We start from the raw sequence: 23172 nt of genomic DNA, 5'->3' as shown, positions 1-23172 counted from the left end.
GTGGTAGGGATGTTAGAACTGATCGCAAAGGCTTTTAATACCAATAAATTAACAAAAGAAGAGATTATTTATCTTTTGCAAAACCTTAAAGATGAGGATCGGCAAACTCTTTTTGGCTATGCATTAGAGACTAAAAAAAAGCATTACGGTGACGAGGTGTACCTGCGGGGACTGATTGAGTTCTCTAATCACTGCCGACAGGACTGTCTCTATTGTGGGATTCGGGCATCTAACCCTATGCTTTCGCGTTACCGCTTAACCCCAGAGGAGATCCAGGTCTGCTGTCAGGAAGGTTATAATTTGGGATACCGGACGTTTGTCCTGCAAAGCGGCGAAGATCTATGGTACACCAAAGACATTATTGTCAAGATCATCAGACGTATTAAAGATAAGTTTCCGGGCGTAGCTATTACCTTGTCCATTGGGGAGAGAAAAAGAGACGAATATGAAGCGTACTTTCGAGCAGGAGCGGACCGTTTTTTGATGCGGCATGAAACCGCTTCCGAACGGTTGTATGCTAAACTACACCCTACTATGAAGTTGGAGAACCGTTTGGCCTGCCTACAGGCCCTAAAGGAAATAGGGTATCAGGTGGGAGCCGGGTTTATGGTCGGGTTACCGGGACAAAGTCATATCGATCTTGCCGAAGATTTATGTTATCTCCAAGAGCTGGAACCGGATATGGTGGGAATTGGACCTTTCATTCCCCACTCTGAAACCCCCTTGAAGGGGGAAAAGGGAGGCACAGTTGAAGATACCCTGGTAATGGTTGCTTTAACCCGTTTGTTGCTTCCGGAGTCTCTATTGCCCGCTGCGACAGCCATGGGCACCCTGCACCCGCAAGGTCGGGAGCTTGCCCTCCAAGCAGGGGCTAACGTTGTGATGCCGCTTTTAACGCCCTCCTCCGTGAGGAAACTTTATGAACTATATCAAAATAAGATTTGTCTGAATGATGAGTCGGGTAAGTGCCGGTATTGTATTGAACGGAGGATTAATTCCGTTGGCATGGCAGCAGACCTCAGCCGGGGTGACAGCAGTCGGTTTATCCGAACCCATGAATTAAAACAAAAACGAATTATGAAATAAGTTATAGTGTTTTTTTCAGTGAAATAAGTATTGTTTTCTTTTCTTACAAGAAGTTGGGGTCTTAGGAATCGGATACTTGGGATGGTGATAGAAGTGAAATTCCGCCGTGAAGAGGATTTGCTGGGAACTAGGGAGATTCCCGCGGAAGCGTATTACGGGATTCACACGTTGCGCGCTGCCGAAAACTTTAGTGTTTCCGGGCAGCCCGTGCACCCGGAGTTAATCAAAGCCCTAGGTTTGGTAAAACAGGCAGCGGCTGAAACCAATCTGACCTTGAAGGAATTAGAACCGACCCTAGGCAATGCCATCGCGCAGGCGGCGGCTGAGGTGGCGGAAGGACGCTTCGCCGACCAGTTTATTGTAGATGCTTTGCAGGGCGGGGCTGGTACTTCAACCAATATGAATGTGAATGAGGTCATTGCCAACCGGGCGATCGAATTACTGGGCGGAAACAAGGGAGATTATTCCCTGGTTCATCCCCTAAACCATGTGAATATGTCTCAGTCAACTAATGACGTATATCCTACCGCTTTACGTCTTGCCGCCATCAGGCTCCTACGGCACCTGGCTGAGTCATGTGCCACCCTTCAGGGCGCTTTACAGGCTAAGGAAGCGGAGTTTGCCGGCGTTCTCAAAGTGGGGCGCACCGAAATGCAGGATGCCGTGCCGATAACCCTGGGCCAGGAATTTGCCGCTTGGGCTGAAGCCATCGCCCGTGACCGCTGGCGCCTGTATAAGGTGGAAGAGAGGCTGCGCCAGGTCAACCTAGGCGGCACAGCCATCGGCACTGGGCTAAATGCGTCCCGCAAATACATCTATATGGTGATCGAGCGCCTGCGCTTACTGAGTGGCTTAGGTTTGGCACGCCAGGAGAATATGATTGATGGAACGCAGAATGCCGATGTTTTTGTCGAAGTATCCGGTTTGCTTAAAGCCAATGCCACCAGTTTAATCAAAATCACGGCCGATTTGCGCCTACTATCTTCCGGGCCGCGTGCCGGCTTGGGTGAGATCCTACTGCCGGATTTACAGGTCGGTTCTTCAATCATGCCGGGTAAGGTCAATCCCGTGTTGCCGGAACTAGTCACTCAGGTAGGCTATCAGATCATGGCTCAGGATCTGGCGATCACTTTGGCTGCTCAGGGTGGGCAGCTGGAATTAAACGGATTTTTGCCTTTGATCGCGGCGAATTTATTGCCGGCTATGCACAATCTGAGCAAGGCAATGTTATTACTGGCAGAACGTTGTATTTCCGGCATCAGGGCGGAAACCGCCAAGTGTCGCGAGTACTTGGATAACAGCACCGGAATCATTACGGTTATCAGCCCTTTGCTGGGTTACGATGTGGCTGCTGCTTTGGCCAAAGAAGCTTTGGCTTCGAGACGTTCGGTGCGGGATACTGTCCTGGCTGCCGGGCTCTTTACGGCCGAAGAACTGGATGAAATCATCAGAGCGGACAAGGTGACCCGGCCGGGTCGGATTAGAAGATAAGGAGAAAAAATCATGGAAACTACTCCACGTGGTAACCGCCTGCACATTGCCATTTTTGGCCGTCGCAATGTCGGTAAGTCCAGTTTGATTAATGCTTTGACCAATCAACAGATTGCCTTGGTGTCTGAGGTGCCCGGTACTACCACGGATCCGGTTTTTAAGGCAATGGAGATCCTGCCATTGGGTCCGGTGATGATTATTGATACAGCGGGAATCGATGACAGCGGTGAATTGGGTGCTCTACGGGTGCAGCGTTCCTTGGAGGTGCTAGAACAAGTCGATATGGTGCTTCTGGTTTTGGTAACCGGTAACTCCATATCGGAGTTGGAACTGGAAATTGCCCGGCGGGTGCAGGAAAAAAAATTACCTTTGATCGTAATACTGAATAAAACGGATTTACGCTCGGTTCCGGCCGATGAACCGGCAGAAATCGAAGAAAAATTCGGGCTTAAGCCGGTTATGACCAGCACTTTGCGGCGTACGGGTCTAGCGGAGCTGAAAATGACCATGGTTAGAAACGCACCGGTGGCCTGGGATGAGCAGACAATTGTTGGAGATTTGTTGGATCCCGGTGATCTGGCTGTTCTGGTAGTACCCATTGATTTGGCGGCCCCCAAAGGGCGTTTGATCCTGCCCCAGGTGCAGACGATCCGGGATATTCTGGACCATGATGCCATGGTCTATGTCGCCAAAGAAAGAGAATTAAAAGAGTGCATCGCCACTTTGAACCGTAAGCCGAAAATCGTGATCACGGACTCCCAGGTCTTTCTCAAAGCGGACGCCGACACTCCGCCTGAGGTACTCTTAACGTCTTTCTCTATTCTGTTTGCCCGTAATAAAGGAGATTTGCTGACACTGGTGGCCGGAGCCAAAGCCATCGCCAAACTACGTCCAGGAGACAAGGTGCTAATCAGCGAAGCCTGTACCCATCACAGCACGGAAGATGATATAGGCAAAGTCAAGATACCACGTTGGTTGCGCCAGGAGGTGGGTGGCGAGCTGGAATTTCATTTTAGCAACGGGAATAGCTTCCCGGCCAACCTTTCTGAGTTTAAACTTGTTGTTCATTGCGGAGGGTGTATGATCACCCGGCGCGAAATGTTAGCGCGGCTGGCGAAGGTGCAGGAGGCCGGGGTGCCGATAGTTAATTACGGGGTGTGTATCGCTTATTTGATGGGGATATTACGGCGGGCTTTATCACCTTTTCCGGCGTTACAAGAGATGATGGATGAGATAGATGTTGATATAGATTGAGTCGTTCAACCAATCTTGAGACGTCGGCTAGGACTACATGAGTAACAGCAAAAAAATAAAAAGAATATTAAATGTTTATGTTTCATAAGTAATTCATATTATTTTCATCAAAGACACACATTTGTGTTTTATCATTACGTAAGTATTACAAAAACGTTAACTTTTATTCAAAGGTTTTTCAAACTAATAGTCTATTATTTTAAATATGGATGGGGGTGGTATCATCCTAATCTGAACAGCACACATTTTATTTTTCCGAGCCAATTATGGTTTATTTTTTTAACGAGGAATATAGGGTAGACCCCTATACTATATGAGAAGGGTGGTGAGTCAATGAACGAACCGATTAAAGTAATTTGTTGTAATCAGGATATGACGAAAGAAGACGGCAACCTGAGGAGTCATCATGAAGAAAAGACGATTCAACAGCTTATCGCCCGAATGAACCGGATTGAGGGTCAAATCCGGGGCATTAAAGGAATGATCGAGCGTCAAGTATATTGTGATGACGTCTTAAATCAGATCTCCTCCGCCCAGTCTGCCCTCGATGGGGTTTCTAAGTTGCTTTTGGAAAAACACATGAAATCATGCGTGAGGGAACGGTTGGAAGCTGCTGACACAGCGGTGGTAGACGAAGTCTTAAAAACGGTGTTCCGCATGATCAGATAATCTTCTGTAAAGAATAAACAGCGAAAGGGAATCTAAGTCAGATTACCGATTGGAGGTTAAACGTTATGAGTGAAACAACAAGAAGCGAACATTTTGAACAGGTAAGTTTGCCGGTAGAGGGTATGACTTGCGCCGCTTGTGTGGCAAAAGTGGAAAAAACCCTAAAAAACATGGCTGGGGTGCAGGAAGTTCACGTCAATTTGCTTTCGAGCAAGGCGGCTGTGACTTATGCGAGTGATCAGACCGGAGTACCCCAGATGGTGAAACTAATTCAAGACATCGGCTACGAGGTGCCGGAGGAGGAAGTCTTGCTCACTGTGCGCGGTATGAGTTGTGCGGCATGTGTCGCTAAAGTTGAGAAGACCGTGAAGGGAATGCCGGGAGTCACCTCTGTTGTCGTTAATTTACCGGCGGAGTCGGCCAAGGTAAAGTTTTACCCCGGAGCCGTGGATAAAACCCGGATCAAGAAAGAGATCCAAGCTTTGGGTTATGAGGCCAGCGAAAAGGTGACCGGTCAGGAAGCTTTAGACCGGGAGAAAGAGGCGCGTCAAAAGGAACTCCGGTTCCAAACCCGCAATATGTGGATTGCCTGGCCCTTAGCCAGTTTGGTGATGATTGGCATGTTCCGGGATATGTGGATCTTTCCCTATTTTGTACCAGAGTTTCTGGGTAATGTTTATGTCCTTTGGGCCATGACCACACCGATCGCCTTCATTCCCGGTTGGCAGTTTTTTAAACACAGTTGGAACGGACTAAAACGTGGCGCAACCGATATGAACTTACTCTACGCAACTGGGATTGGGGCCTCATATCTTATTGCAACCATCAATACCTTTTGGCCCGATGCTGGTTTTGGCGGGCGAGGAGCTGCTTTTTTCGAGTCAGCCGCTTTGCTGACTGCGTTCATCGTTTTGGGGCGCTATTTGGAAGCGCTCACCCGGGGTAAAACTTCGGAGGCGATCCGTAATCTGATGAGCTTACAGGCCAAAACAGCGCGGGTGATTCGCAATGGTGAAGAAGTAGAGATTGCCGTCGATGAGGTGGAGATCGGAGATATCGTGTTTGTACGGCCCGGGGAAAGCATCCCGGTGGACGGAGAAGTTACCGACGGTTATTCAGTGGTGGATGAAGCGATGATCACCGGGGAAAGCATGCCGGTGGAAAAACGAGCTGGTTCACAGGTCACTGGTGCTACCATTAATAAGACAGGTTCTTTTAAATTCAAGGCAACCAGAGTTGGTGGCGAAACCGCTCTGGCCCAAATCATCAAAATGGTGGAAGACGCCCAAGCTACCAAGGCCCCCATCCAAAAATTAGCGGATTTTGTGGCCGGTCATTTCATCGCCGGGGTACATGTCCTCGCGTTGATAGTCTTCTTCTTCTGGTTCTTTGTTGGTTACGATGCTTACTTCTTACCGACAAGCCAGTTTGTTTTCTCGCCCTATAGCTTAGCGGAAGTCGGTGTCTTTGGTTTCGCCCTTCTCTTGTCGGTGACGACCTTGATCATTTCTTGCCCGTGCGCTCTCGGTTTGGCTACCCCCAGTGCGATAATGGCTGGTACGGGTAAGGGGGCGGAGAACGGTATTTTATTCAAAGGAGCCGATGCTGTAGAATCCAGCAGCAAGCTTAATGCGGTTATTTTCGATAAGACAGGGACTCTGACCAAAGGGGAACCTGCTGTGACTGACGTCTATACGACAGAGGGCTTTGCCCAAGACGATGTGTTAAGGCTGGCGGCGATCACGGAAAAACCATCTGAGCACCCATTAGGTGAAGCGATCGTACGAGGGGCCAAAGAGAAAGGATTGTCTGTTGGAGATACAGATGATTTTGAAGCGATACCGGGACATGGTGTGCGAGCAACTTATCAAGGACAGACAATCCTGATGGGAAACCGTCGTTTGATGAAGCTGCAGAAGATTGATATCGGAAACCTGAATGAAAAAATGGAGCAGTTTGAGGAAGAAGGCAAGACTGCTATGCTGATCGCTGTTGACGGTAAGGCAGCTGGAATCATTGCAGTAGCGGACATCCTGAAGGAAAATGCCAAAGAAGCCGTGGAACGCTTGCAGCAAATGGGTGTGCAAGTAGCCATGATTACCGGGGACAACCGGCGGACGGCAGAAGCCATCGCCCGGCAAGTGGGAATCACGACAGTGCTTGCCGAAGTACTGCCCCAGGATAAGGCCGCCGAAGTAATCAAGCTTCAGGAGAAAGGTCTGAAAGTAGCCATGGTTGGAGATGGGATCAACGATGCTCCAGCCTTAGCTCAGGCTGACGTGGGAATTGCCATTGGTTCCGGTACAGACGTTGCCAAAGAAACAGGCGACATCATCCTCATCAAGAGTGATATCCGCGATGTGGTAGGAGCCATTGAAATCGGGCGAGCCACCATGCGCAAGATCAAACAGAACCTGGTATGGGCTTTCGTTTACAATATCACAGGGATTCCCTTAGCAGCAGGTATTCTATATCCATTCACAGGGTTTTTAGTTAGTCCGGAACTTGCTTCCTTCTTTATGGCCATGAGTTCGGTATCGGTAACGATGAACACACTATTCTTAAAACGCTACCAACCATCGTTCCGGAAGGACCAGTTAAAAACCAGTGCGCAATTGGTACCCCAACCACAAACAGCACGCTAAGGAGGAGGTTTTACTATGAACGAGTTAGAAGCAAAAGCCGCTAGGCAGTCTTTCGTGGTTTATACGGCACTTTCGCTGGCGATAACCTTAATATTTCTGGGTATCACCTGGGTAAACGGAACTACCTATACTGCTGTAGCCCGAATTGGTGGCATGGTTTGGGTTTTCATCCTGAGTATGATTGTCTTTATGCCGATCGTCATTCCGGTGATGAAAAAGAAGGTCATGGGTTAGTGAACTCGTTCAGCTAAAGCTGAACATCGGGACTTCGGTACCATTCACTACAACCAAATATTACAAAAACGTTAACTTTTATTCAAAGGATTTTCAAACTATTAGGCTATTATTGAACCATGGCAACAAAAGTGGGGTGAGAGAGCTGATAATTAATTACGTTAAAATCATTGATCGGTTGGAGCGGGCGCGCAAAGTCTTAGCCTTGTCTATGCTGGCACTGATGGTGGTCACGGTGGTGTTCTATCTTAAAGCTGATGTTTTGGTGCAGTTGTTAACCCAACCTCTGGGCCAACGGGAACTGGTTTTTCTCAGCCCTGTGGAAGGGTTCATGGCTAAAATAAAGGTGGTGTTTTTCAGCGCCTTCATCGTGTGCTTCCCATTAATCCTTTGGCAGTCCATCCGTTTTGCATCTCCTTTACTCACCCATGCTCAAAGGAGAATCGTTTATTGGGTAATCCCTGTCGCCACACTTCTCTTTGCAGCGGGTGTCTTGTTTGGTTATATGGTCATCATTCCCACGACATTAAAGTTTTTATTGAACACAGGTCAACAGTATATGGTGGCGACCTTATCAGCTAACCTCTACTTTTCCTTTGTAATCATGCTGATTCTAGCGATGGGGGCAGTCTTTGAATTACCGTTAATCATGGGGGTTCTGGCTTTATTGGGAGTTATTAGTTCCAAAACACTGAAAAAAAAGCGACAATTGGCAGGTCTTGCGATTGTCGTAGTTACCGCCCTACTCACTCCGACACCGGATGTTTTCACTTTAGCCGCGGCCAGTCTTCCGGTATTCGGCTTATACGAATTGAGCATTTTGTTGATTTACAGCTATGAAAAAGTTTCCGCAAGAAAAAAACAGTCACTTGTACAGGAGATATGATATTAAAATTTTGTAACCAAGTAGTTTATAAAAGTCACAAAACTACCAGATAGACACATAGGGTTTACGCAATGACCTAATATCCTAAAAACAAGGATATTAGGTCTTTTGCTTTTGAACTAAAATTCAAGGAAATGTAAATAAACTATGTTACAAAAACGTGATTTTTAATTCAAGGGTTCTTCATATGGATTAATTATAATTCGTGTATCGATTTGAATTGCCCATAACATCAAGATGGAGGTTGGCAGATGAAAAAGACGGCAGTCCTCGGCATAGGAAATATCCTCTTACGAGATGACGGGATAGGTGTACGGGTGGTTCAGGCACTGCAGGAGAAGGGATCCTTACCTCATGTAGATTTAGTCGATGGGGGTACTTCCACCCTGGATATGTTAGAGTTGTTTCTGACCAATGAGCGGGTCATTGTTGTGGACAGTCTGTCTGGTGGGCATCCCCCGGGTACGGTATATCGCCTTAAGCCCGAACAGTTAGGTGCTTATACCAGTTCAGATATCTCCCTGCATGATACACAAATCCTTGATTTGGTCAGACTCGCTGGATTGATGGAGAAAAATCCCGAGGTTATCATCATTGGCATTGAACCAAAGGAGATTAAGGAATCTCTGGGGCTGTCAGTGGAAATGGTAACTATGCTGCCTCAGGTTATAGACTTAATTGAAAAAGAGGCAGTAGCCTGAAGCGCAAGCTTGCTTTCCTGAACACGGTCCCCGGGATAAAAACAGGGCGCTGGATAAACTATATACCAAGAAGCTAAGACCATGAAGGTTGAGAAAACAGGCTGAAGCCTGGTGTTTCCTTCATGGTTTTTTTATTAAGAAATAACATAAGCATTTAAATATCGGGAAAGAGGGATAATATCATGACTGATCGCAAATATGACGGAATAAGCAGAGCCAAGTGGCTCCGCTACGGCAGTGCCGTATTAGGAATACACATACTAGGACTGAGTTTACTGTTCTTCAACGCTGGCAATTATCCGCAATTATTGGGACTTGGCTTCTTAGCTTATACTCTTGGACTCAGGCATGCGTTTGATGCAGACCATATTGCGGCCATAGATAATACAGTACGGAAAATGGTACAGGAAAAATCAGACCCTACAGGAATAGGCTTCTATTTCTCGCTGGGCCATTCGTCAGTTGTCTTGGTTATGACCATAGTTACAGTAGTATCGATGAACTGGGCACAACAAAACATTCCTCAACTGAAAGAAGTAGGTAGTCTGATTGGCACTGCTGTCTCAGGAAGCTTTTTGATTCTCATCGGAATTTTAAACCTGTACATTTGGGCCGATCTTTATCGGCTGTTTAGCCAAATGCGTGAAGGGAAATATAATGATAATAACTTAGACCAACTTCTTTTAAGCAGAGGGCTAATATCCCGTTTCTGTGGACCACTTTACCGCCTTATCACTAAAAGCTGGCATGTGTACCCGCTTGGTTTTCTATTTGGATTGGGCTTTGACACGGCATCAGAGGTGGCCTTGCTTGCAATCTCAGCTAACGCGGCTACTCAATCGATCCCTGTGGGTGCAGTTTTGGCTCTGCCAATTCTGTTTGCGGCGGGAATGAGTTTAATGGACACCGCTGATGGAGTGTTTATGACCACAGCCTATAACTGGGCCTTTTCCACACCTTTGCGCAAAATCTATTACAACCTTACAGTCACCGGACTGTCCGTTGTTGCTGCCTTGTTTATTGGAATTATTGAGTTGGGGCAAATTCTTATCACTAAACTAGGGTTAAACTACGGCCAATGGCAGTGGGTTATGGATTTGAACTTTGGCAATATGGGTTATGTGCTGGTTGTTTTGTTCATCATTAGCTGGGGGATCTCATACTTATTCTGGAAGGTTTTGCATCTAGAAAATGCCTGATTAATTATGATCGGTTGCATTTTCTTATTAAACTTTGTAAAAAATAACAATAACGTGCAAGTCTAATTCATGAGATAATTTTAGGGTTAAATAAAGGAGGAATGCAAACTATGATGAATGGATGGGGTGGCTATGGTACTTACGGTGGAGGTTATTGGTGGATGGGCTTAATCGGTATGGCAATTCAAATGATCTTTTGGATAGGTTTGTTCGTCCTCGGGGTTTATCTATTTCGGCGTATAGGCAAACACGCCCCAAATGAGACGGGTGGCCGGGGGGATGCTCTGGACATTTTACGTGAACGGTATGCTCGCGGTGAACTTGATACAGAAGAATATAACCACCGTCGTGATATACTGCAAAATAAGTAAGTATCCCATGCAAGAAGAGAACAGGCAGCTTTAAATGCTGTCTGTTCTCCTTATCATTTAATAAGCCTAACTTTTTTACTTTGATTGTCGTCTAAAACCACATGGGCTATTCCTTCGTCTATTTAAGAAACATGAACACAATGTGAACATGGCTGGTAGTATTTTATTTTGTTCATTTTCTGTTCATAAATAGATGCTAATATTGATGTAAATGATTAAGGGGCCGATGATGAGCAAGCAAGTTAAAGTTCTAGTCATTGAAGATGATCCTTATATTTGTGAGTTGATCACTTTATATGCAGAAAAAAGCGGGTATATCGTTAACGTTGCAAACGATGGAATGAAAGGACTGGAAATGTTTTATGATAACCCTCCTGATCTTGTCATTCTCGATATTATGATGCCTAAAATGGACGGTTGGGAAGTTTGCAAGGAAATAAGGAGATTTGATAAAACTCCCGTTATTATGTTGACCGGGAAAGGCGAAAACTGCGATAAACTTAAAGGTTTCGACCTAGGAACGGATGACTACTTGGTGAAACCTTTTGATCCGAACGAACTGATGGCGAGGATAAAAGCGGTACTGCGGCGAGCCAATCCGATGTTAGATGCAAATGAGATCATTGAAATTCCCTTGTTGAAGATTGACCTTAAACAATACAAGGTGACCTGTGAGAAACAGGAGATCGTGTTGCCACCCAAGGAAATGGAGTTGCTGTATTTTCTCACCTCGCATCCAAATCAAGTGTTCACACGTCAGCAGCTGTTGGATCAAATATGGGGTTTGGATTTTGAGGGGGATCCGAACAGTCGATGTGCATATCAAACGGATTCGAGAAAAATTGGGGGACTCCAACCCTTATTGGATGGTAAAAACCATAAGAGGAGTTGGATATAAATTTGAGGTGGACAACCAGTGATACGAAGAAAAAGCGTTTTTTGGAAGCTGTTGATCACATATATCCTGATATTATTCGTATCGTTTTTCGTGTTTGCCATCGCTTCCCATTTGCTGTTTCTGAACGATCTAATCAATAAACATCAAAGTGCAGATCGTAACCAATTACATACGGTGGTTCAATATATCAAAAAATCTTATGACAACGGCTGGAGCAGGGAGATTATCATTTCATCTCTTGAGCTCAGTATTGCCAAACAGGATAAGGCTTTTTACTTATACGACGAATCCGGCACATTGTTATACCAAATTGGCGATGATTCTTTTAATGTGGATAGAGAAATCATTCGTGAGGTATTGCGAGAGAAACAACCTACCCACAAGATGTTGGAAGAGTATGACGATCAACATATATTTATAGTGGCTTCTCCGATTGACAGAGATGCATCGATTGAAGAAAAAGCAATTGTCATGGTTTCTTATGGACTGGAAAGAGAGTTTAACCAAATGAAGTACTTGTTTGTATTGGCCTCTATTATTTCTATTGCCATTACAGGCTTTTTTACCTACTACCTTTCTAGAAGAATTACCGCCCCACTTCGGGAAATGAATGGGGTTGCCCTCCATCTCGCTAGGGGACACTTTGATCAAAGAGTTAATATCAAGACGCGTGATGAACTGGGAGAATTGGGGGAGACGATCAATTATATGGCTCAGGAGTTGTCGGGCTTGGATCAGATGAGGAAGGATTTTGTTGCCAATGTTTCCCACGATTTGCGCTCTCCTCTTACATCAATTCATGGGTTTGTCAGGGCGTTTCTGGATGATACGATCCCCCACGAACGAAAACGCCATTATTTTACGATTATGAAAGAACAAACCGAGCGAATGATTAAGCTGGTAAATGATCTTCTCGATATGGCCCGAATAGAAGCAGGGCAGCTCGAAATCCGACCTGTCATCTTTAATTTGTCGGAACTAGTTCGCCAAGTCTTGGCTCGCATGGAACCTGAATTTGTGAAAAACCAAGTCAATGTGGAATTGATATCGGAAGAAGCACAAGACATCCACGTATTTGCTGATCCGAATCGGATTGATCAAGTGATCGTCAATTTGATTCAAAATGCAGTACAATTTTCCTCACAAGATAGTTCTGCCGAAGTGATTTTGAAAAAAGAAGAACAAGCGGTGGTTTCAATTCGGGATTATGGACCGGGAATCAGGCAAGAGGACATTGAATCTATTTGGGGACGATTTTATAAAGCAGATAGAGCCCGAACTAAAAAGGCAGGTACAGGGCTCGGCTTGTCCATTGTTAAGCACATTTTAGATCTTCATCAAACCGAGATTCAAGTGGAAAGTGAAGTAGGAAGAGGTACTACCTTTACTTTTACACTCCCTATAGCTCAGAACAAATCAAAAAAACATGAAGAAGAGTAATCCTCTGTTCATCGTCTGTTCATGAAACATTGCTATACTGATTTTGCACTAAGAGATCATGAAAACAAAGAGGAGGATAACTCAATGAGTAAATTACCAAACTCCAACAGCGACACCGGCGTGAGGCCGACCGAGGATCGACCACCAAGCACACCACGCTGGGTGAAGGTGTCTGGGATCATCGCCATCGTCCTGATCCTGCTGTTTGTCATCCTGAAACTCACCGGCGGCGGTGGTAAACACGGCCCAAGTCGTCACATGCCGTCCTCCAGCGGCATAGAACAAGGAGTGAAACAGCTATGACCATGACACCCGGCCTCCGCAAGTTCGCGCTCACCGCGCATGTCACTTTCTCGGTCGGCTGGCTCGGCGCAGTCGTTGCTTACCTAGCTCTCGTCGTCGCCGCTCTGACCAGCCAGGATGCTCAGACGGTACGTGCCGCCTGGATCGCGATGGAGTTGAGCGGCTGGTTCGCCATCGTCCCGTTAGCCCTCGCCTCGCTGCTAACCGGGCTTGTCATGTCACTGGGCACCGAGTGGGGCTTGTTCCGGTACTATTGGGTCCTTATCAAACTCCTGCTAACCATCCTTGCCACCAAAGTCTTATTGGGGAACATGCAGACAGTGAGCTTCCTAGCAGACGTAGCGGCGGAGACGGGCAGTGCCAATCTCGGCGGGCTGCAGGGCCAACTCCTCCACGCCGGGGGTTGGCTTGCTGGTGTTGCTCGTAACCACGACACTGTCGGTGTACAAGCCGCGGGGCATGACCCGCTATGGGTGGCGTAAGCAGCACGAGCAGCGTACAGGGTTGCAACCGTAGATGCAGCAATTCCTGCTCGGCCTCGACCGAGCGAACCCTGTCCTGCGATGACGGTATAGGAGCGCAATCAATGCGAGGCTGAGGACCGCCCGGCTGTGTTCGCGGGTTTTTCCGCTATCCCAGCCTCGTGAACACGTCCCCAGGATGAAAACAGGGCGCAGGAAAATTATTTACTAAGAAGGCTGAGACCATGAAGGTTGAGAAAACGGGCTGAAGCCTGGCGTTTCCTTCATGGTCTTTTTCTTATGCCTTTCATTCCATTTCAAGGCATGTATAAGGATTTAATCATAACAATCACTCAATTATTACAAAAACGTGAACTTTTATTCAAAGGATATTCAAACTAATAGCCTATTATTGAAATATAGATAGGAGGTGACCCTAACTTTACAGATAGATAAAAAACAAATTAGTTTAATAAATGCTTATAAAATGGAGGTTATAGTATGCAAATTAGTCGACGAGATTTTATGAAGTGGGCTGCCGGATCTGCTATGGCTTTAGGACTCACTTCTTTAGATCTAATCAAAGTTGAGGAGGTTTTGGCTGCAAGTACCAGCCCGCCGGTTATCTGGCTGCAAGGTTCCATGTGTACGGGTTGTTCTATTTCTCTACTTAACGCCACCCAGCCGACCACAATCGACGATGTGCTGTTGAACCAAATCAGCGTTAAGTATCATCCTAATCTTGCCACCGCAGCAGGTGATCTGGCTGTTACTTCAATCATTGACACATCGACTGCTTATAAAGGGGAATTTATTCTCTGTATCGAAGGCGGTATTCCGACAAGCACAAATGGTAATTATTGTGTTATTGCAGACAAAAAAGGAAAAAATTGGACCATGCTCGATGCGGTGAATGAATTAGGACCAAAAGCGAAATATATTCTGGCCATAGGCACCTGTGCTTCTTATGGAGGAGTAGTCAAACCGTCGATTTACACAGGTATTAAGACAGTCAAAGAAGTTTTGAATGGGAGAACACAAAAACCAATCATAAATTTACCAGCTTGTCCGGCTCATCCGGAAACCATGGTTGGAACGATTGTAACTTTGTTAACCAAAGGCATACCCAAACTGGATAGTGATGGTAGGCCAGTCGAATATTATCCCACGACAGTCCACAATAATTGTCCTCGCCGTCATTCAGCAATGGCGGATCAATACGGTGTTTTTGGCTGCTATAGAGGTATTGGTTGTAAAGGACCTGAAACCACTTTCAGTTGTCCTCTCCTTAAATGGAATAACGGTGTGAACTGGTGCATTGATAAGGCTGACATGCAATGCATAAGTTGTGCTTCTCCGAGTTTTCCAGAAGGGCCTTTTTATTACGGAGGCATGGGTTCTGATGGAATGGGATCAGGTGGAATGAGTTCTGGCGGAACGGGCTCTGGCGGAATGGGTACCGGTGATACTAGTTCCAACCAGAGTTCCGGCATTGTGAATTCAATTAGGTCTAAATCAAAGTTGTATAAGTTTAAAACTAGTTAATTAGTAACTTAACTTAAGAAAGGAATCAGAATTATGCCGAAAACTATTACTATAGACCCGGTAACCAGGGTAGAAGGTCATTTAAAAGTGAAGGTAGAGCTGGACAGCAGTAATAAAGTTACTACGGCTTATATGACAGGTAACTTGTTTAGGGATATGGAAAACATTTTGAAGGATCGGCATCCTTGGGATGCGATCCACATTACGCAACGGATTTGCGGGGTTTGCCCTGTCTCGCATGCCATTGCTTCGGTTAAAGCCAATGAACAAGCCATGGGTTTTACACCTAGTTCACAAGCCACTCTGCAACGTTCTATCATTCAGGCAGGCAACTATTTACAAGACCATATCCTGCATTTTTATCATTTGAGTTTAATGGATTATATTATTGGTCCCCAACTGAATCCTTGGTCACCCGGATATGATGTAGACATGCGGATCAATAGTACGGAAACTCAACGCCTAATCAATAATTACCTGGAAGGCCTAAAAGTCCGTCGTCAGGCGCAGGAAATGGTGGCTATCCTGGCTGGTAGGGTGCCTCACGTTATGAGTATAGCTCCCGGCGGCGTAACGATGCCCCTCGAGGCTGGGCTAATAAGTCAAATGAAGAGCTACTTGGTAACCGTCAAAGACTTCATAAACAATAAATATTTGCCGGATGTAGAGACCTTAACCAGCGCGTACAGCGATTACTTCGCTATAGGTCAAGGCCCGGGCAATTTCCTTAGTTATGGTGTTTTTGATCAGGCAGACGGTAAGGTGCTGTTTAAGAGTGGACGACTCATTAAAGGTGTAAGTGAAAGTGTGGATCCCCATAAAATTAGTGAGTATGTACAGTATTCGTACTATTCCAGCCCCAGTGGATTAAACCCGGCAAAGGGCCAGACAACTCCTGCTTACGGTAAAAGCGGAGCTTATACCTGGCTAAAGGCACCCCGTTATGAAGACCAGGTGTATGAACTTGGTCCCTTAGCCCGGATGAATATAAACGGTTATTACAATGGCAAGGTGTCTGTTATGGACCGGATTAAAGCTCGGGCTCTGGAAACCCAAAAGATTGCGGAAGCCCTTACGGGATGGATGAATCAGCTTGTTCCTGGACCTAGTGCTTATCAAAAGATAACTACCCCTCCTGATTCAGGTACTGGCATTGGGTTAACGGATGCTCCCCGGGGGGGACTCGGCCATTGGCTAAGCATTAGTGACCAAAAAATAAGCTCCTATCAGGTAATTACCCCTACTTGCTGGAATGCATCCCCCAGGGATGATAAGGGAGTCCCAGGTGTCTTAGAACAGGCTTTGATCGGTACCCAAGTAGCGGATCCGGAGCGACCGATCGAACTGTTACGGATTATCCACTCCTTTGATCCGTGCACTGGTTGTGCCGTACATGTGATCAGTCCGGAGAAAGGAATTGATAAAGAGTTTATTGCCACCCATCCCGGTGTAGCGGGATTCGGTAAGTGAAAATAAGGAGGTATAGATTATGCCCAGTCTAGGTTTTCCAGAATTAGTGATTATCTTGGTGATGGCTCTGATCATTTTTGGACCAGGTAAGTTGCCTGACGTGGGTCGTTCGGTGGGGAAAGCTCTGCGGGAATTCAAAACGGCTAAGGATAGTGTAGTCAGTGATATAAAAGAAGATAACAAAGAAAATGTCAATATCACTGGGTAAACTCGAACCAAAGTATTTGCTTCAAGCCGTAACACCTTGGTTTTGAAGAAATAGGTGTTGCAAATGCCACCTGAAAAATCCCAGTCGTAAGATTGAATTGCATTAACATTAGTTGCCTTCCCGATTTAGAGCGCCCAGTTATCATTAACTGAGCGCTCTATGATTTCCCATGGGGGAAGCCTTTTTTGATATATCAGACCCCCATGCCGCATAGCGGCACCACTGATGAATGAAAATTTTGTTCTAATGTTAAACTAGAGGGAATCTGGGTAGAACAAATAGGAGGCGTTCATGATGAAAAAATGGTTAATTCCAGTAGGTATAATTATCCTTTTGGTAGTGATGCTGATCTCTGGTTACAATAACCTAGTAAAGATCTCAGAAAATGTTAATGGGAGCTGGAGTCAGGTTCAAAACCAGTTGCAGCGCAGAGCAGATTTGATTCCCAATTTGGTGGAGACCGTGAAGGGATATGCTTCACAGGAAAAAGAAGTTTTTACTGCGGTCGCTGAAGCAAGAGCAAAATTAGCGGGTGCTGCAACTGTGGGAGATGCAGCTCAGGCTGATCAGGCATTAACCGGTGCTCTAGGAAGATTATTAGCCATATCCGAAAGCTATCCGCAGCTCAAATCGGATGCAAACTTTCGTGCCTTACAAGATGAACTGGCTGGTACAGAAAACCGCATCGCTACCGCTCGAATGGACTACAACAATTCTGTTCAGAGCTACAATACCAAAATCAAGACGTTACCCACATCACTTTATGCCGGAATCTTTGGCTTTGGGCAAAGAGAATACTTCAAACCGAATGTCAATGTAAACAATGTCCCAGCGGTTAAATTTTAAAAGTAAAGAAGGTTTTACGAAGGGAATGAAGCCCCATGAAGAGGATACCCCTTCTTGCGCTGTTAGTTTTATTAATACTTACCATAGCATCCCCTTTAAGGGCAGCAAACCTTTCTATCCCTCAACCGAGTAGCGAATTTTTCGTTTTAGATCAGGCCGATGTTCTGGATCAAACTACGGAACAAATGATTGTTCGAACCTCTGCCGCGCTGGAGCAAAAAACGAAAGCTCAGATCGTGGTCGTCACGGTAAGCAGCCTCAACGGAACATCACCTGAGGAATATGCCTTAGCTATCCTGCGGGGATGGGGGATCGGTGATGAGAAATTGAACAATGGTCTGCTCATTCTTGTGTCTCCAACGGATCGAGTCTCTCGGATTGAGGTCGGTTACGGACTGGAAGGAGCCTTGCCGGATGCTAAGACTGGCCAGATTCAGGATAAGTATATGATCCCGTATTTTCAAAAGAATGATTATAACGAGGGAATCCTGAATGGATACAGTGCCTTAACTCAGGAGGTGGCTAAAGAGTATCAAGTAACCTTAGAAATCAATTCGCCAAAAGTGTTACCCGATCCATCTTCATCCGCAGCGAATAAGCCCCTGCCAACCTGGGCTAAAGTTATTTTCTTTATCCTGATCATCCTGTTGTTTTATGTCGACCAGCGCTTGTTTAAGGGTTTCTTCTTCGGTTTAATTTTGGGAATGTTATTCCGGGGCAGAGGAGGAGGCGGCGGAGGCGGTGGATTCGGTGGTGGCGGTGGTTCAGGTGGAGGAGGAGGCAGCTCCAGACGTTGGTAATTCCGAAATTATAGAAACCCATGGAGGCACATCAGTGTCTGGAGTAAACCAGTTGAAGGAACGTTATTTACGATTATCTTGCAAACGGAAAAGAAAATGCATGGAGGAAGTCAGCATGAACCATCTACGAATCCTAGTTGCCGATGATGAGGAGAAAATCCGCCAAGCAATTGGTATATATCTAAGAAAAGAAGGTTTTACAGTCGGTGAAGCTGTAGATGGCGAAGAAGCACTGAAAAAGTTCCGCTCTGAACCTTGGGATATCATTATCCTCGATGTAATGATGCCAATAATGGACGGTGTTAAAGTTTGTGAGGAGATTAGGAAGTCTTCTACAGTTCCTATCATCATGTTAACGGCAAAGAATGAAGAAGTTGACAGAATCCTCGGCTTAGAAACAGGGGCTGATGATTATATGGGAAAACCCTTCAGCCCCAGGGAACTGGTAGCTAGGATTAAAGCCGCCTCGCGTAGAGTCTCAACCGGATCTGTACCGGATCAGCATATTTTAAATTTCATTGGAATGAGAATGGATTTACTTAACCGGGATGTCTTTGTTTTGGACGAACAAATTTTTTTAACACCCAAGGAGTTTGATCTTTTATCTATTTTGGCTAGGTCTCCGAGGCGAGTATTTAGCAGAGAGCAATTGTTAAGTGTATGGGGATTTGATTATTATGGTGATGTGAGAATAGTAGATACTAACATTAATCGCTTAAGGGATAAATTGCGAGTTCCCGGTGCACCTTCATTTGTTAGCACAGTGTGGGGCAGGGGATATAAGTTTGAAGTAATTGAGACTGAATAGGGACTTATGAAGAAAATAAAGTACATATGTTTGTACGGATGAACATTTATCAAGGCTCAGAACATTTAATAGTTCTGAGCCTTGATAATTTCGTTCTGGAGTTTTGTATACTGCATCCGGGGCCTTAACGCATCATTTGATGTTCTCCAGAGCCATCTGAACTGCCTGAGTTATTTTGCATAGGTATTGGCATAGATTCTGACGAACCACCGCTCTTATGTTGGCTGCCAGGCATTGTGTATCCTGAAGATGTTGACTCTTCAGCTTTGTTGGGAAAGCTTTGACTTGATCCTGACTCAGAGGAATTCTTTGTTGGGGTACTTTCACCAGTCATCGGATTATTCATCGAGTTGGACATTTCTTCGTGCATTCCGCTTTGGGGAGATACCGACATGCTTTCTTTCGGGAAAAGTGAAACTAAGGTGGTATTTGCCTCGGTCAACATATGAAGGGCATCCTTCGAATTAGAACCATCAGCAGTGACAATTAATCCTTTTTCCAGAATACGCTTGTAAATCTGATAATGATTCACACTCATACCAAGGCTTTGAGCTGTTTTTTGGGTATTTTCATCTGTTTTACTAACCATCATGTTAGCAGAGATGTTTTTCTCAAGCATATGGCGTTCGATAGAGTCTCGGAGTTTCGATTGATCGATAACATCTACCGGTTGGTTATCCATGGGTATAATGCTCGTCAGGATCAGGTTGTTACCTTGATTAAATACTCCTTGATTATTCGCTTTATCGATAATCAGGTCTACAGCAGCATAGATGTCCATCCCTTGAAGCTGAAGGTTCGAAGGTGTATTTCCGGACCCTTGAGTTGCATCGATTACATCAAGAACTTTAGCATCACGGTCAATTAAAAGTTCCAAACTTGTGTCCATATCCATCACAACAGCAGCCACAGCAGTATTAGGCACTGAGACTATATTGTAGACACTTAGAGTTAAGGCGAGTAGCAGGATTGCCGCGATAGAACCAAATCTGAGGAGTCTATGACTTAAAGGTTTATGCACAGGTAGCTCGATTTCAATAACCTGTCCGAGGGCAGGAGTGGTCTTCGGCGTTTTGATTTCCAAATAGTCACCGCTTTCAGTGTAAAGGATGGTGGCTTTTTTTGATGTCTTCATGACAATGCCTCTCGTCTTCTTCATTAAGCTAACCCCTCTCTTTAAGTTATTGGTCTATCTGAGTGAAACTTTTCAAAGATACGAATTCTGGATCCGATAGAATTAGAACTGTTGCGATCAAATATTTTCTACCTCTTTCTAGAACCTTTCGCTTCACGCCTGTAAGGAGTTCTAACTCTTTGAGCGGTAAAAGCTTAGTTTTAGTTAGGTGTTTTAATAAATTAGGGTGTTCACAAAGCTCTTGGGCAACTCTCCAAAGAGTTGACTTACTGTCTCTATGCTTCGGGGAAACTTCGACTAAGTCTTCCAATGTTATTCCGTACTCGGCTAGTACAATGGTATAGTTTTTTGTTGTCTCAGCAAAATCATTTTTTTGTTCTTCTTCTTTATATAGTTCAAAAGATGATGCTGAATCATAATCATATAGATCATTTTTGTCAGCCTCCAACGGGGTAAGAGAGAGTACTTGATGTTTAGACTCTTTGCGAAAGTAGTCTATCAACCGTCGAGTAATAACTGTTTTGGCAAAACCGTAGAAAGACGCTCCGTCGTTAGGTTTAAAACTGTCTATAGCTTCATTAAAAGCGACTAGAGCGATGCTTAGCTCGTCATCATGTCCCCAGGTGAGATAGCGTTTACAGATGTTGAAGCAGATTTTCATGATAAATGGCTTGTGATTTTGTATAAACTCTTCTCTAATAAGTTCGTTTCCTTCTTTGGCTAGTAGTAAAGTTTGCTGAATCGTTAATTCTGGCACTTCTACCCCTCCACTTATGGATATTTTCGTATATGTATCAGAAATTTAAGGGGGTACCCAGTGAAAAAAGTTTGTCAAGAAAATTTCTCAACCTACCCCTCGATAATTAAACAGGTGTACGAATACTTTAGCGACTACAGGAGGTGACAGCTAGACTGAAGATCACAAATTGCTTCAAGTATTGGAGTTACAGAGCAAACACTAAGTAACGAATTACGAAAGGATTTGAATGAATTATGAAGAAGAGAGTTTTAATGGTTTCACTATCAATAGTTATGGTACTTGGATTGGCAGGGATCGTGAACGCTACTACAATCGGCAAAAATACCACGGACATGCAGCCAAAAGCTTCGAACGCACAGGCTTATATGGACAACAATGATATTACAAGCACGGAAGTTGAGCAGGTAGAAACCACTCAGCCGGATCAAACAGTTCCATCTAAGACAGATGTCTACGATCAAATGAGGAGTTCGAACGTGTCCATGAATGATCAAATGCAAAACATGCCTATGAACACTCAAATGAATGACCAGATGATTAATTCCCAACACACGCAAGGAATGGCTGGAACGAACAAACCGAACAATTCAAACGCTTCTCAACAGCCAGCCCAAAAATCAAGTGGCAACAATATGATGGGATCCATGGGAAGTATGGGAAGATAAGTTGAGATCAGGCAGCTTACATGGCTGCTTGATTTTTTCAATGAAAGATAATCATTGTCAGGAAGGTGAATATATGTGCCGTAGGTGTACGGACGAATGCCGTAAGATCTGGAAAGGCTCAGACCGATTATTCAGGGTCTGAGCCTTTCCGAATATTTCCGAGTTTTAGAAATCCAGTCAAGTTTGCTTGGACGATTAGAATATTTATAGAGTCAACATGAGCGACAATCTCGTAGCAATAGAAAAGAAGACTAAGTCTTCCTGCTGGAGTAATTGAAGCCACGTGATTTCCAATCTTGCATTGTCATGGGGAGCCCTAGACTCAAGATACCAGATTTTTATGAACTTACTATGAAAAACTTATGAATTTCTTGTGAACAGAAGCCATAATATTGTTTGGTTCTATTAGAGAAATTATGGTAGCTAGTCCTAGCTTCCACTGGCAGCACGGAAGATTATCAGGTGTTTATGGAATTAAAAAAAGCCCAGGGGCTTGGGCAAAGAAGGTTGTTATACTTGATTTTTTTGCAATTGTCATAAAATTGAGCCATTAACGTCAGAAGAGAACGGTTCGGATTAGGATTTTCGAGGGGATGGCGCACGTTATCGACTCAATTGGACTTCAGCACTGTGGAGTTCGAATCAGTTTATTGCTTAGAGGGATTCTGAATCAATCAGAGTCCCTTATTTAATGGGAAATTCACAGTTTTGTTATGAGTTTTATCGAATTCGAGAGAAAATTCATAAGAAATTCATAACTCATTCACAGCATAATCGAATTGATTAAATATACTTAAGACATAAAGACAGGGTTGCTGTGAAAACATTCTTGGTTGAAATTAAAGGAGGAAAAAGAAATGAACAAGACAAAATGGATTGTAGGACTCTCAATTGCAAGCGTGATAGCGCTTTCGGGTACGGCTTTCGCCCTAACCTCTGGTTCAGGTGCCGTGAAATCGTTGGGACAAACTCTTGGATTCACACAGACAGTTGAAACAACGACACAGAGTAGTCAGCTTGGGACACCTCAACCTATAACTTTAGCACTGTCTTCCCCAAATGATAACTCTGATGTGCTTACCACTCCAGGACCCAACGGATATGGTGGAGGCTATGGAATGATGGGAGGCTTCGGTACTAATGGGAATGGTGGAGGCTATGGGATGATGGGAGGTTTCGGTGCTAATGGATATGGTGGTGGTTATGGCATGATGGGAGGTTTCGGTGCTAATGGATACAGTGGCGGTTACGGTATGATGGGCGGTAGCGGTTACGGTATGATGGGCGGTAGCGGTTA

General features: G+C 44.9%; 22 protein-coding genes and 2 pseudogenes. 22 read left to right on the top strand and 2 right to left on the bottom strand.

The genetic code is table 11. The annotated features are described in order from the left end of the window. Positions 1 to 9: 9 nt before the first annotated feature. From hydE to JL57_RS21320, 20 genes and pseudogenes are all read left to right on the top strand, one after another. Positions 10 to 1086 carry a [FeFe] hydrogenase H-cluster radical SAM maturase HydE gene (gene hydE, locus JL57_RS21415; protein WP_034143967.1) on the top strand — a complete coding sequence of 359 codons (1077 nt, stop codon included), beginning with the start codon at positions 10 to 12 and terminating at the stop codon, positions 1084 to 1086. Positions 1087 to 1167: 81 nt separating this feature from the next. After that, positions 1168 to 2577 (top strand): aspartate ammonia-lyase, encoded by a 1410-nt coding sequence (locus tag JL57_RS21410; RefSeq protein ID WP_034143966.1) that lies wholly within the window; start codon positions 1168 to 1170, stop codon positions 2575 to 2577. Between the two features lie 12 nt (positions 2578 to 2589). Next, positions 2590 to 3831, top strand: coding sequence for a [FeFe] hydrogenase H-cluster maturation GTPase HydF (gene hydF, locus JL57_RS21405; protein ID WP_034143965.1), 1242 nt, complete (start codon positions 2590 to 2592; stop codon positions 3829 to 3831). A 372-nt stretch (positions 3832 to 4203) separates the two neighbouring features. Next, positions 4204 to 4500: a metal-sensitive transcriptional regulator gene (locus JL57_RS21400; protein WP_034143976.1), complete on the top strand. Its 297-nt coding sequence runs from the start codon at positions 4204 to 4206 to the stop codon at positions 4498 to 4500. 65 nt (positions 4501 to 4565) lie between these two features. Beyond that, complete coding sequence (locus tag JL57_RS21395; RefSeq protein ID WP_034143964.1) at positions 4566 to 7145, top strand: heavy metal translocating P-type ATPase; 2580 nt, start codon at positions 4566 to 4568, stop codon at positions 7143 to 7145. 15 nt (positions 7146 to 7160) lie between these two features. Beyond that, positions 7161 to 7379, top strand: a complete 219-nt coding sequence (locus tag JL57_RS21390; protein WP_034143963.1) for a hypothetical protein — start codon at positions 7161 to 7163, stop codon at positions 7377 to 7379. Positions 7380 to 7515: 136 nt separating this feature from the next. Further along, a complete protein-coding gene (gene tatC / locus JL57_RS21385) occupies positions 7516 to 8265 on the top strand; it encodes a twin-arginine translocase subunit TatC (protein ID WP_291300386.1) in 750 nt (249 codons plus the stop codon). Positions 8266 to 8516: 251 nt separating this feature from the next. After that, positions 8517 to 8966: a HyaD/HybD family hydrogenase maturation endopeptidase gene (locus tag JL57_RS21380; protein WP_034143962.1), complete on the top strand. Its 450-nt coding sequence runs from the start codon at positions 8517 to 8519 to the stop codon at positions 8964 to 8966. 182 nt (positions 8967 to 9148) lie between these two features. Continuing rightward, positions 9149 to 10165 carry a HoxN/HupN/NixA family nickel/cobalt transporter gene (locus JL57_RS21375; RefSeq protein WP_045691508.1) on the top strand — a complete coding sequence of 339 codons (1017 nt, stop codon included), beginning with the start codon at positions 9149 to 9151 and terminating at the stop codon, positions 10163 to 10165. Positions 10166 to 10275: 110 nt separating this feature from the next. After that, complete coding sequence (locus JL57_RS21370) at positions 10276 to 10536, top strand: SHOCT domain-containing protein (RefSeq protein ID WP_034143961.1); 261 nt, start codon at positions 10276 to 10278, stop codon at positions 10534 to 10536. Between the two features lie 229 nt (positions 10537 to 10765). Further along, positions 10766 to 11456: pseudogene (locus tag JL57_RS21365) on the top strand (response regulator transcription factor). Further along, the gene (locus tag JL57_RS35150; RefSeq protein WP_291300385.1) at positions 11453 to 12874 is read left to right on the top strand and encodes an ATP-binding protein; all 1422 of its coding nucleotides are present in this window, start codon (positions 11453 to 11455) and stop codon (positions 12872 to 12874) included. Before JL57_RS21365 ends, JL57_RS35150 begins: the two are co-directional and overlap by 4 nt. A gap of 84 nt (positions 12875 to 12958) precedes the next feature. Then, positions 12959 to 13177 (top strand): hypothetical protein, encoded by a 219-nt coding sequence (locus JL57_RS21355; protein WP_291300384.1) that lies wholly within the window; start codon positions 12959 to 12961, stop codon positions 13175 to 13177. Further along, positions 13174 to 13659 carry a hypothetical protein gene (locus tag JL57_RS21350; protein WP_291300383.1) on the top strand — a complete coding sequence of 162 codons (486 nt, stop codon included), beginning with the start codon at positions 13174 to 13176 and terminating at the stop codon, positions 13657 to 13659. The genes JL57_RS21355 and JL57_RS21350 overlap by 4 nt, the downstream gene beginning before the upstream one ends. Positions 13660 to 14139: 480 nt before the next feature. After that, positions 14140 to 15183 carry a hydrogenase small subunit gene (locus tag JL57_RS21345; protein WP_366557069.1) on the top strand — a complete coding sequence of 348 codons (1044 nt, stop codon included), beginning with the start codon at positions 14140 to 14142 and terminating at the stop codon, positions 15181 to 15183. 33 nt (positions 15184 to 15216) lie between these two features. Then, positions 15217 to 16653, top strand: a complete 1437-nt coding sequence (locus JL57_RS21340; RefSeq protein WP_045691507.1) for a nickel-dependent hydrogenase large subunit — start codon at positions 15217 to 15219, stop codon at positions 16651 to 16653. 19 nt (positions 16654 to 16672) lie between these two features. After that, positions 16673 to 16861 carry a twin-arginine translocase TatA/TatE family subunit gene (locus tag JL57_RS21335; RefSeq protein WP_034143960.1) on the top strand — a complete coding sequence of 63 codons (189 nt, stop codon included), beginning with the start codon at positions 16673 to 16675 and terminating at the stop codon, positions 16859 to 16861. A 294-nt stretch (positions 16862 to 17155) separates the two neighbouring features. Beyond that, positions 17156 to 17707, top strand: a complete 552-nt coding sequence (locus JL57_RS21330; RefSeq protein ID WP_034143959.1) for a LemA family protein — start codon at positions 17156 to 17158, stop codon at positions 17705 to 17707. A gap of 35 nt (positions 17708 to 17742) precedes the next feature. After that, positions 17743 to 18507 carry a YgcG family protein gene (locus JL57_RS21325; protein ID WP_034143958.1) on the top strand — a complete coding sequence of 255 codons (765 nt, stop codon included), beginning with the start codon at positions 17743 to 17745 and terminating at the stop codon, positions 18505 to 18507. Continuing rightward, positions 18449 to 19315, top strand: coding sequence for a response regulator transcription factor (locus JL57_RS21320; protein ID WP_366557068.1), 867 nt, complete (start codon positions 18449 to 18451; stop codon positions 19313 to 19315). The genes JL57_RS21325 and JL57_RS21320 overlap by 59 nt, the downstream gene beginning before the upstream one ends. Positions 19316 to 19439: 124 nt before the next feature. Here the strand turns inward: JL57_RS21320 and JL57_RS21315 are convergent, their stop codons facing one another. Together JL57_RS21315 and sigI are read right to left on the bottom strand one after the other, a co-directional pair. Next, positions 19440 to 20474, bottom strand: a complete 1035-nt coding sequence (locus tag JL57_RS21315; RefSeq protein WP_034143957.1) for an anti-sigma factor domain-containing protein — start codon at positions 20472 to 20474, stop codon at positions 19440 to 19442. Positions 20475 to 20496: 22 nt separating this feature from the next. Next, entirely contained in the window at positions 20497 to 21207 is a 711-nt protein-coding gene (gene sigI / locus JL57_RS21310; protein ID WP_034142801.1) for an RNA polymerase sigma-I factor, read from the bottom strand. 236 nt (positions 21208 to 21443) lie between these two features. On the opposite strand from sigI, the gene JL57_RS21305 reads away from it, so the two are divergent. Beyond that, complete coding sequence (locus JL57_RS21305; protein ID WP_034142802.1) at positions 21444 to 21875, top strand: hypothetical protein; 432 nt, start codon at positions 21444 to 21446, stop codon at positions 21873 to 21875. A gap of 857 nt (positions 21876 to 22732) precedes the next feature. Continuing rightward, positions 22733 to 23172: pseudogene (locus JL57_RS35145) on the top strand (peptidase); the annotation flags it as partial.

It is taken from the genome of Desulfosporosinus sp. BICA1-9 (assembly GCF_000802135.1).
This window is presented reverse-complemented; position numbering and strand designations above follow the sequence as displayed.

Coding starts and splice junctions, on each gene's coding strand:
- JL57_RS21400 (WP_034143976.1), top strand. CDS start 4,204: ATGACGAAAGAAGACGGCAACCTGAGGAGTCATCATGAAGAAAAGACG.
- JL57_RS21375 (WP_045691508.1), top strand. CDS start 9,149: ATGACTGATCGCAAATATGACGGAATAAGCAGAGCCAAGTGGCTCCGC.
- JL57_RS21325 (WP_034143958.1), top strand. CDS start 17,743: ATGAAGAGGATACCCCTTCTTGCGCTGTTAGTTTTATTAATACTTACC.
- JL57_RS21335 (WP_034143960.1), top strand. CDS start 16,673: ATGCCCAGTCTAGGTTTTCCAGAATTAGTGATTATCTTGGTGATGGCT.
- JL57_RS21370 (WP_034143961.1), top strand. CDS start 10,276: ATGATGAATGGATGGGGTGGCTATGGTACTTACGGTGGAGGTTATTGG.
- hydE (WP_034143967.1), top strand. CDS start 10: ATGTTAGAACTGATCGCAAAGGCTTTTAATACCAATAAATTAACAAAA.
- JL57_RS21390 (WP_034143963.1), top strand. CDS start 7,161: ATGAACGAGTTAGAAGCAAAAGCCGCTAGGCAGTCTTTCGTGGTTTAT.
- JL57_RS21380 (WP_034143962.1), top strand. CDS start 8,517: ATGAAAAAGACGGCAGTCCTCGGCATAGGAAATATCCTCTTACGAGAT.
- hydF (WP_034143965.1), top strand. CDS start 2,590: ATGGAAACTACTCCACGTGGTAACCGCCTGCACATTGCCATTTTTGGC.
- JL57_RS21395 (WP_034143964.1), top strand. CDS start 4,566: ATGAGTGAAACAACAAGAAGCGAACATTTTGAACAGGTAAGTTTGCCG.
- JL57_RS21330 (WP_034143959.1), top strand. CDS start 17,156: ATGAAAAAATGGTTAATTCCAGTAGGTATAATTATCCTTTTGGTAGTG.
- JL57_RS21340 (WP_045691507.1), top strand. CDS start 15,217: ATGCCGAAAACTATTACTATAGACCCGGTAACCAGGGTAGAAGGTCAT.
- JL57_RS21315 (WP_034143957.1), bottom strand. CDS start 20,474: ATGAAGAAGACGAGAGGCATTGTCATGAAGACATCAAAAAAAGCCACC.
- JL57_RS21350 (WP_291300383.1), top strand. CDS start 13,174: ATGACCATGACACCCGGCCTCCGCAAGTTCGCGCTCACCGCGCATGTC.
- JL57_RS21355 (WP_291300384.1), top strand. CDS start 12,959: ATGAGTAAATTACCAAACTCCAACAGCGACACCGGCGTGAGGCCGACC.
- JL57_RS21345 (WP_366557069.1), top strand. CDS start 14,140: ATGCAAATTAGTCGACGAGATTTTATGAAGTGGGCTGCCGGATCTGCT.
- JL57_RS21305 (WP_034142802.1), top strand. CDS start 21,444: ATGAAGAAGAGAGTTTTAATGGTTTCACTATCAATAGTTATGGTACTT.
- JL57_RS21410 (WP_034143966.1), top strand. CDS start 1,168: ATGGTGATAGAAGTGAAATTCCGCCGTGAAGAGGATTTGCTGGGAACT.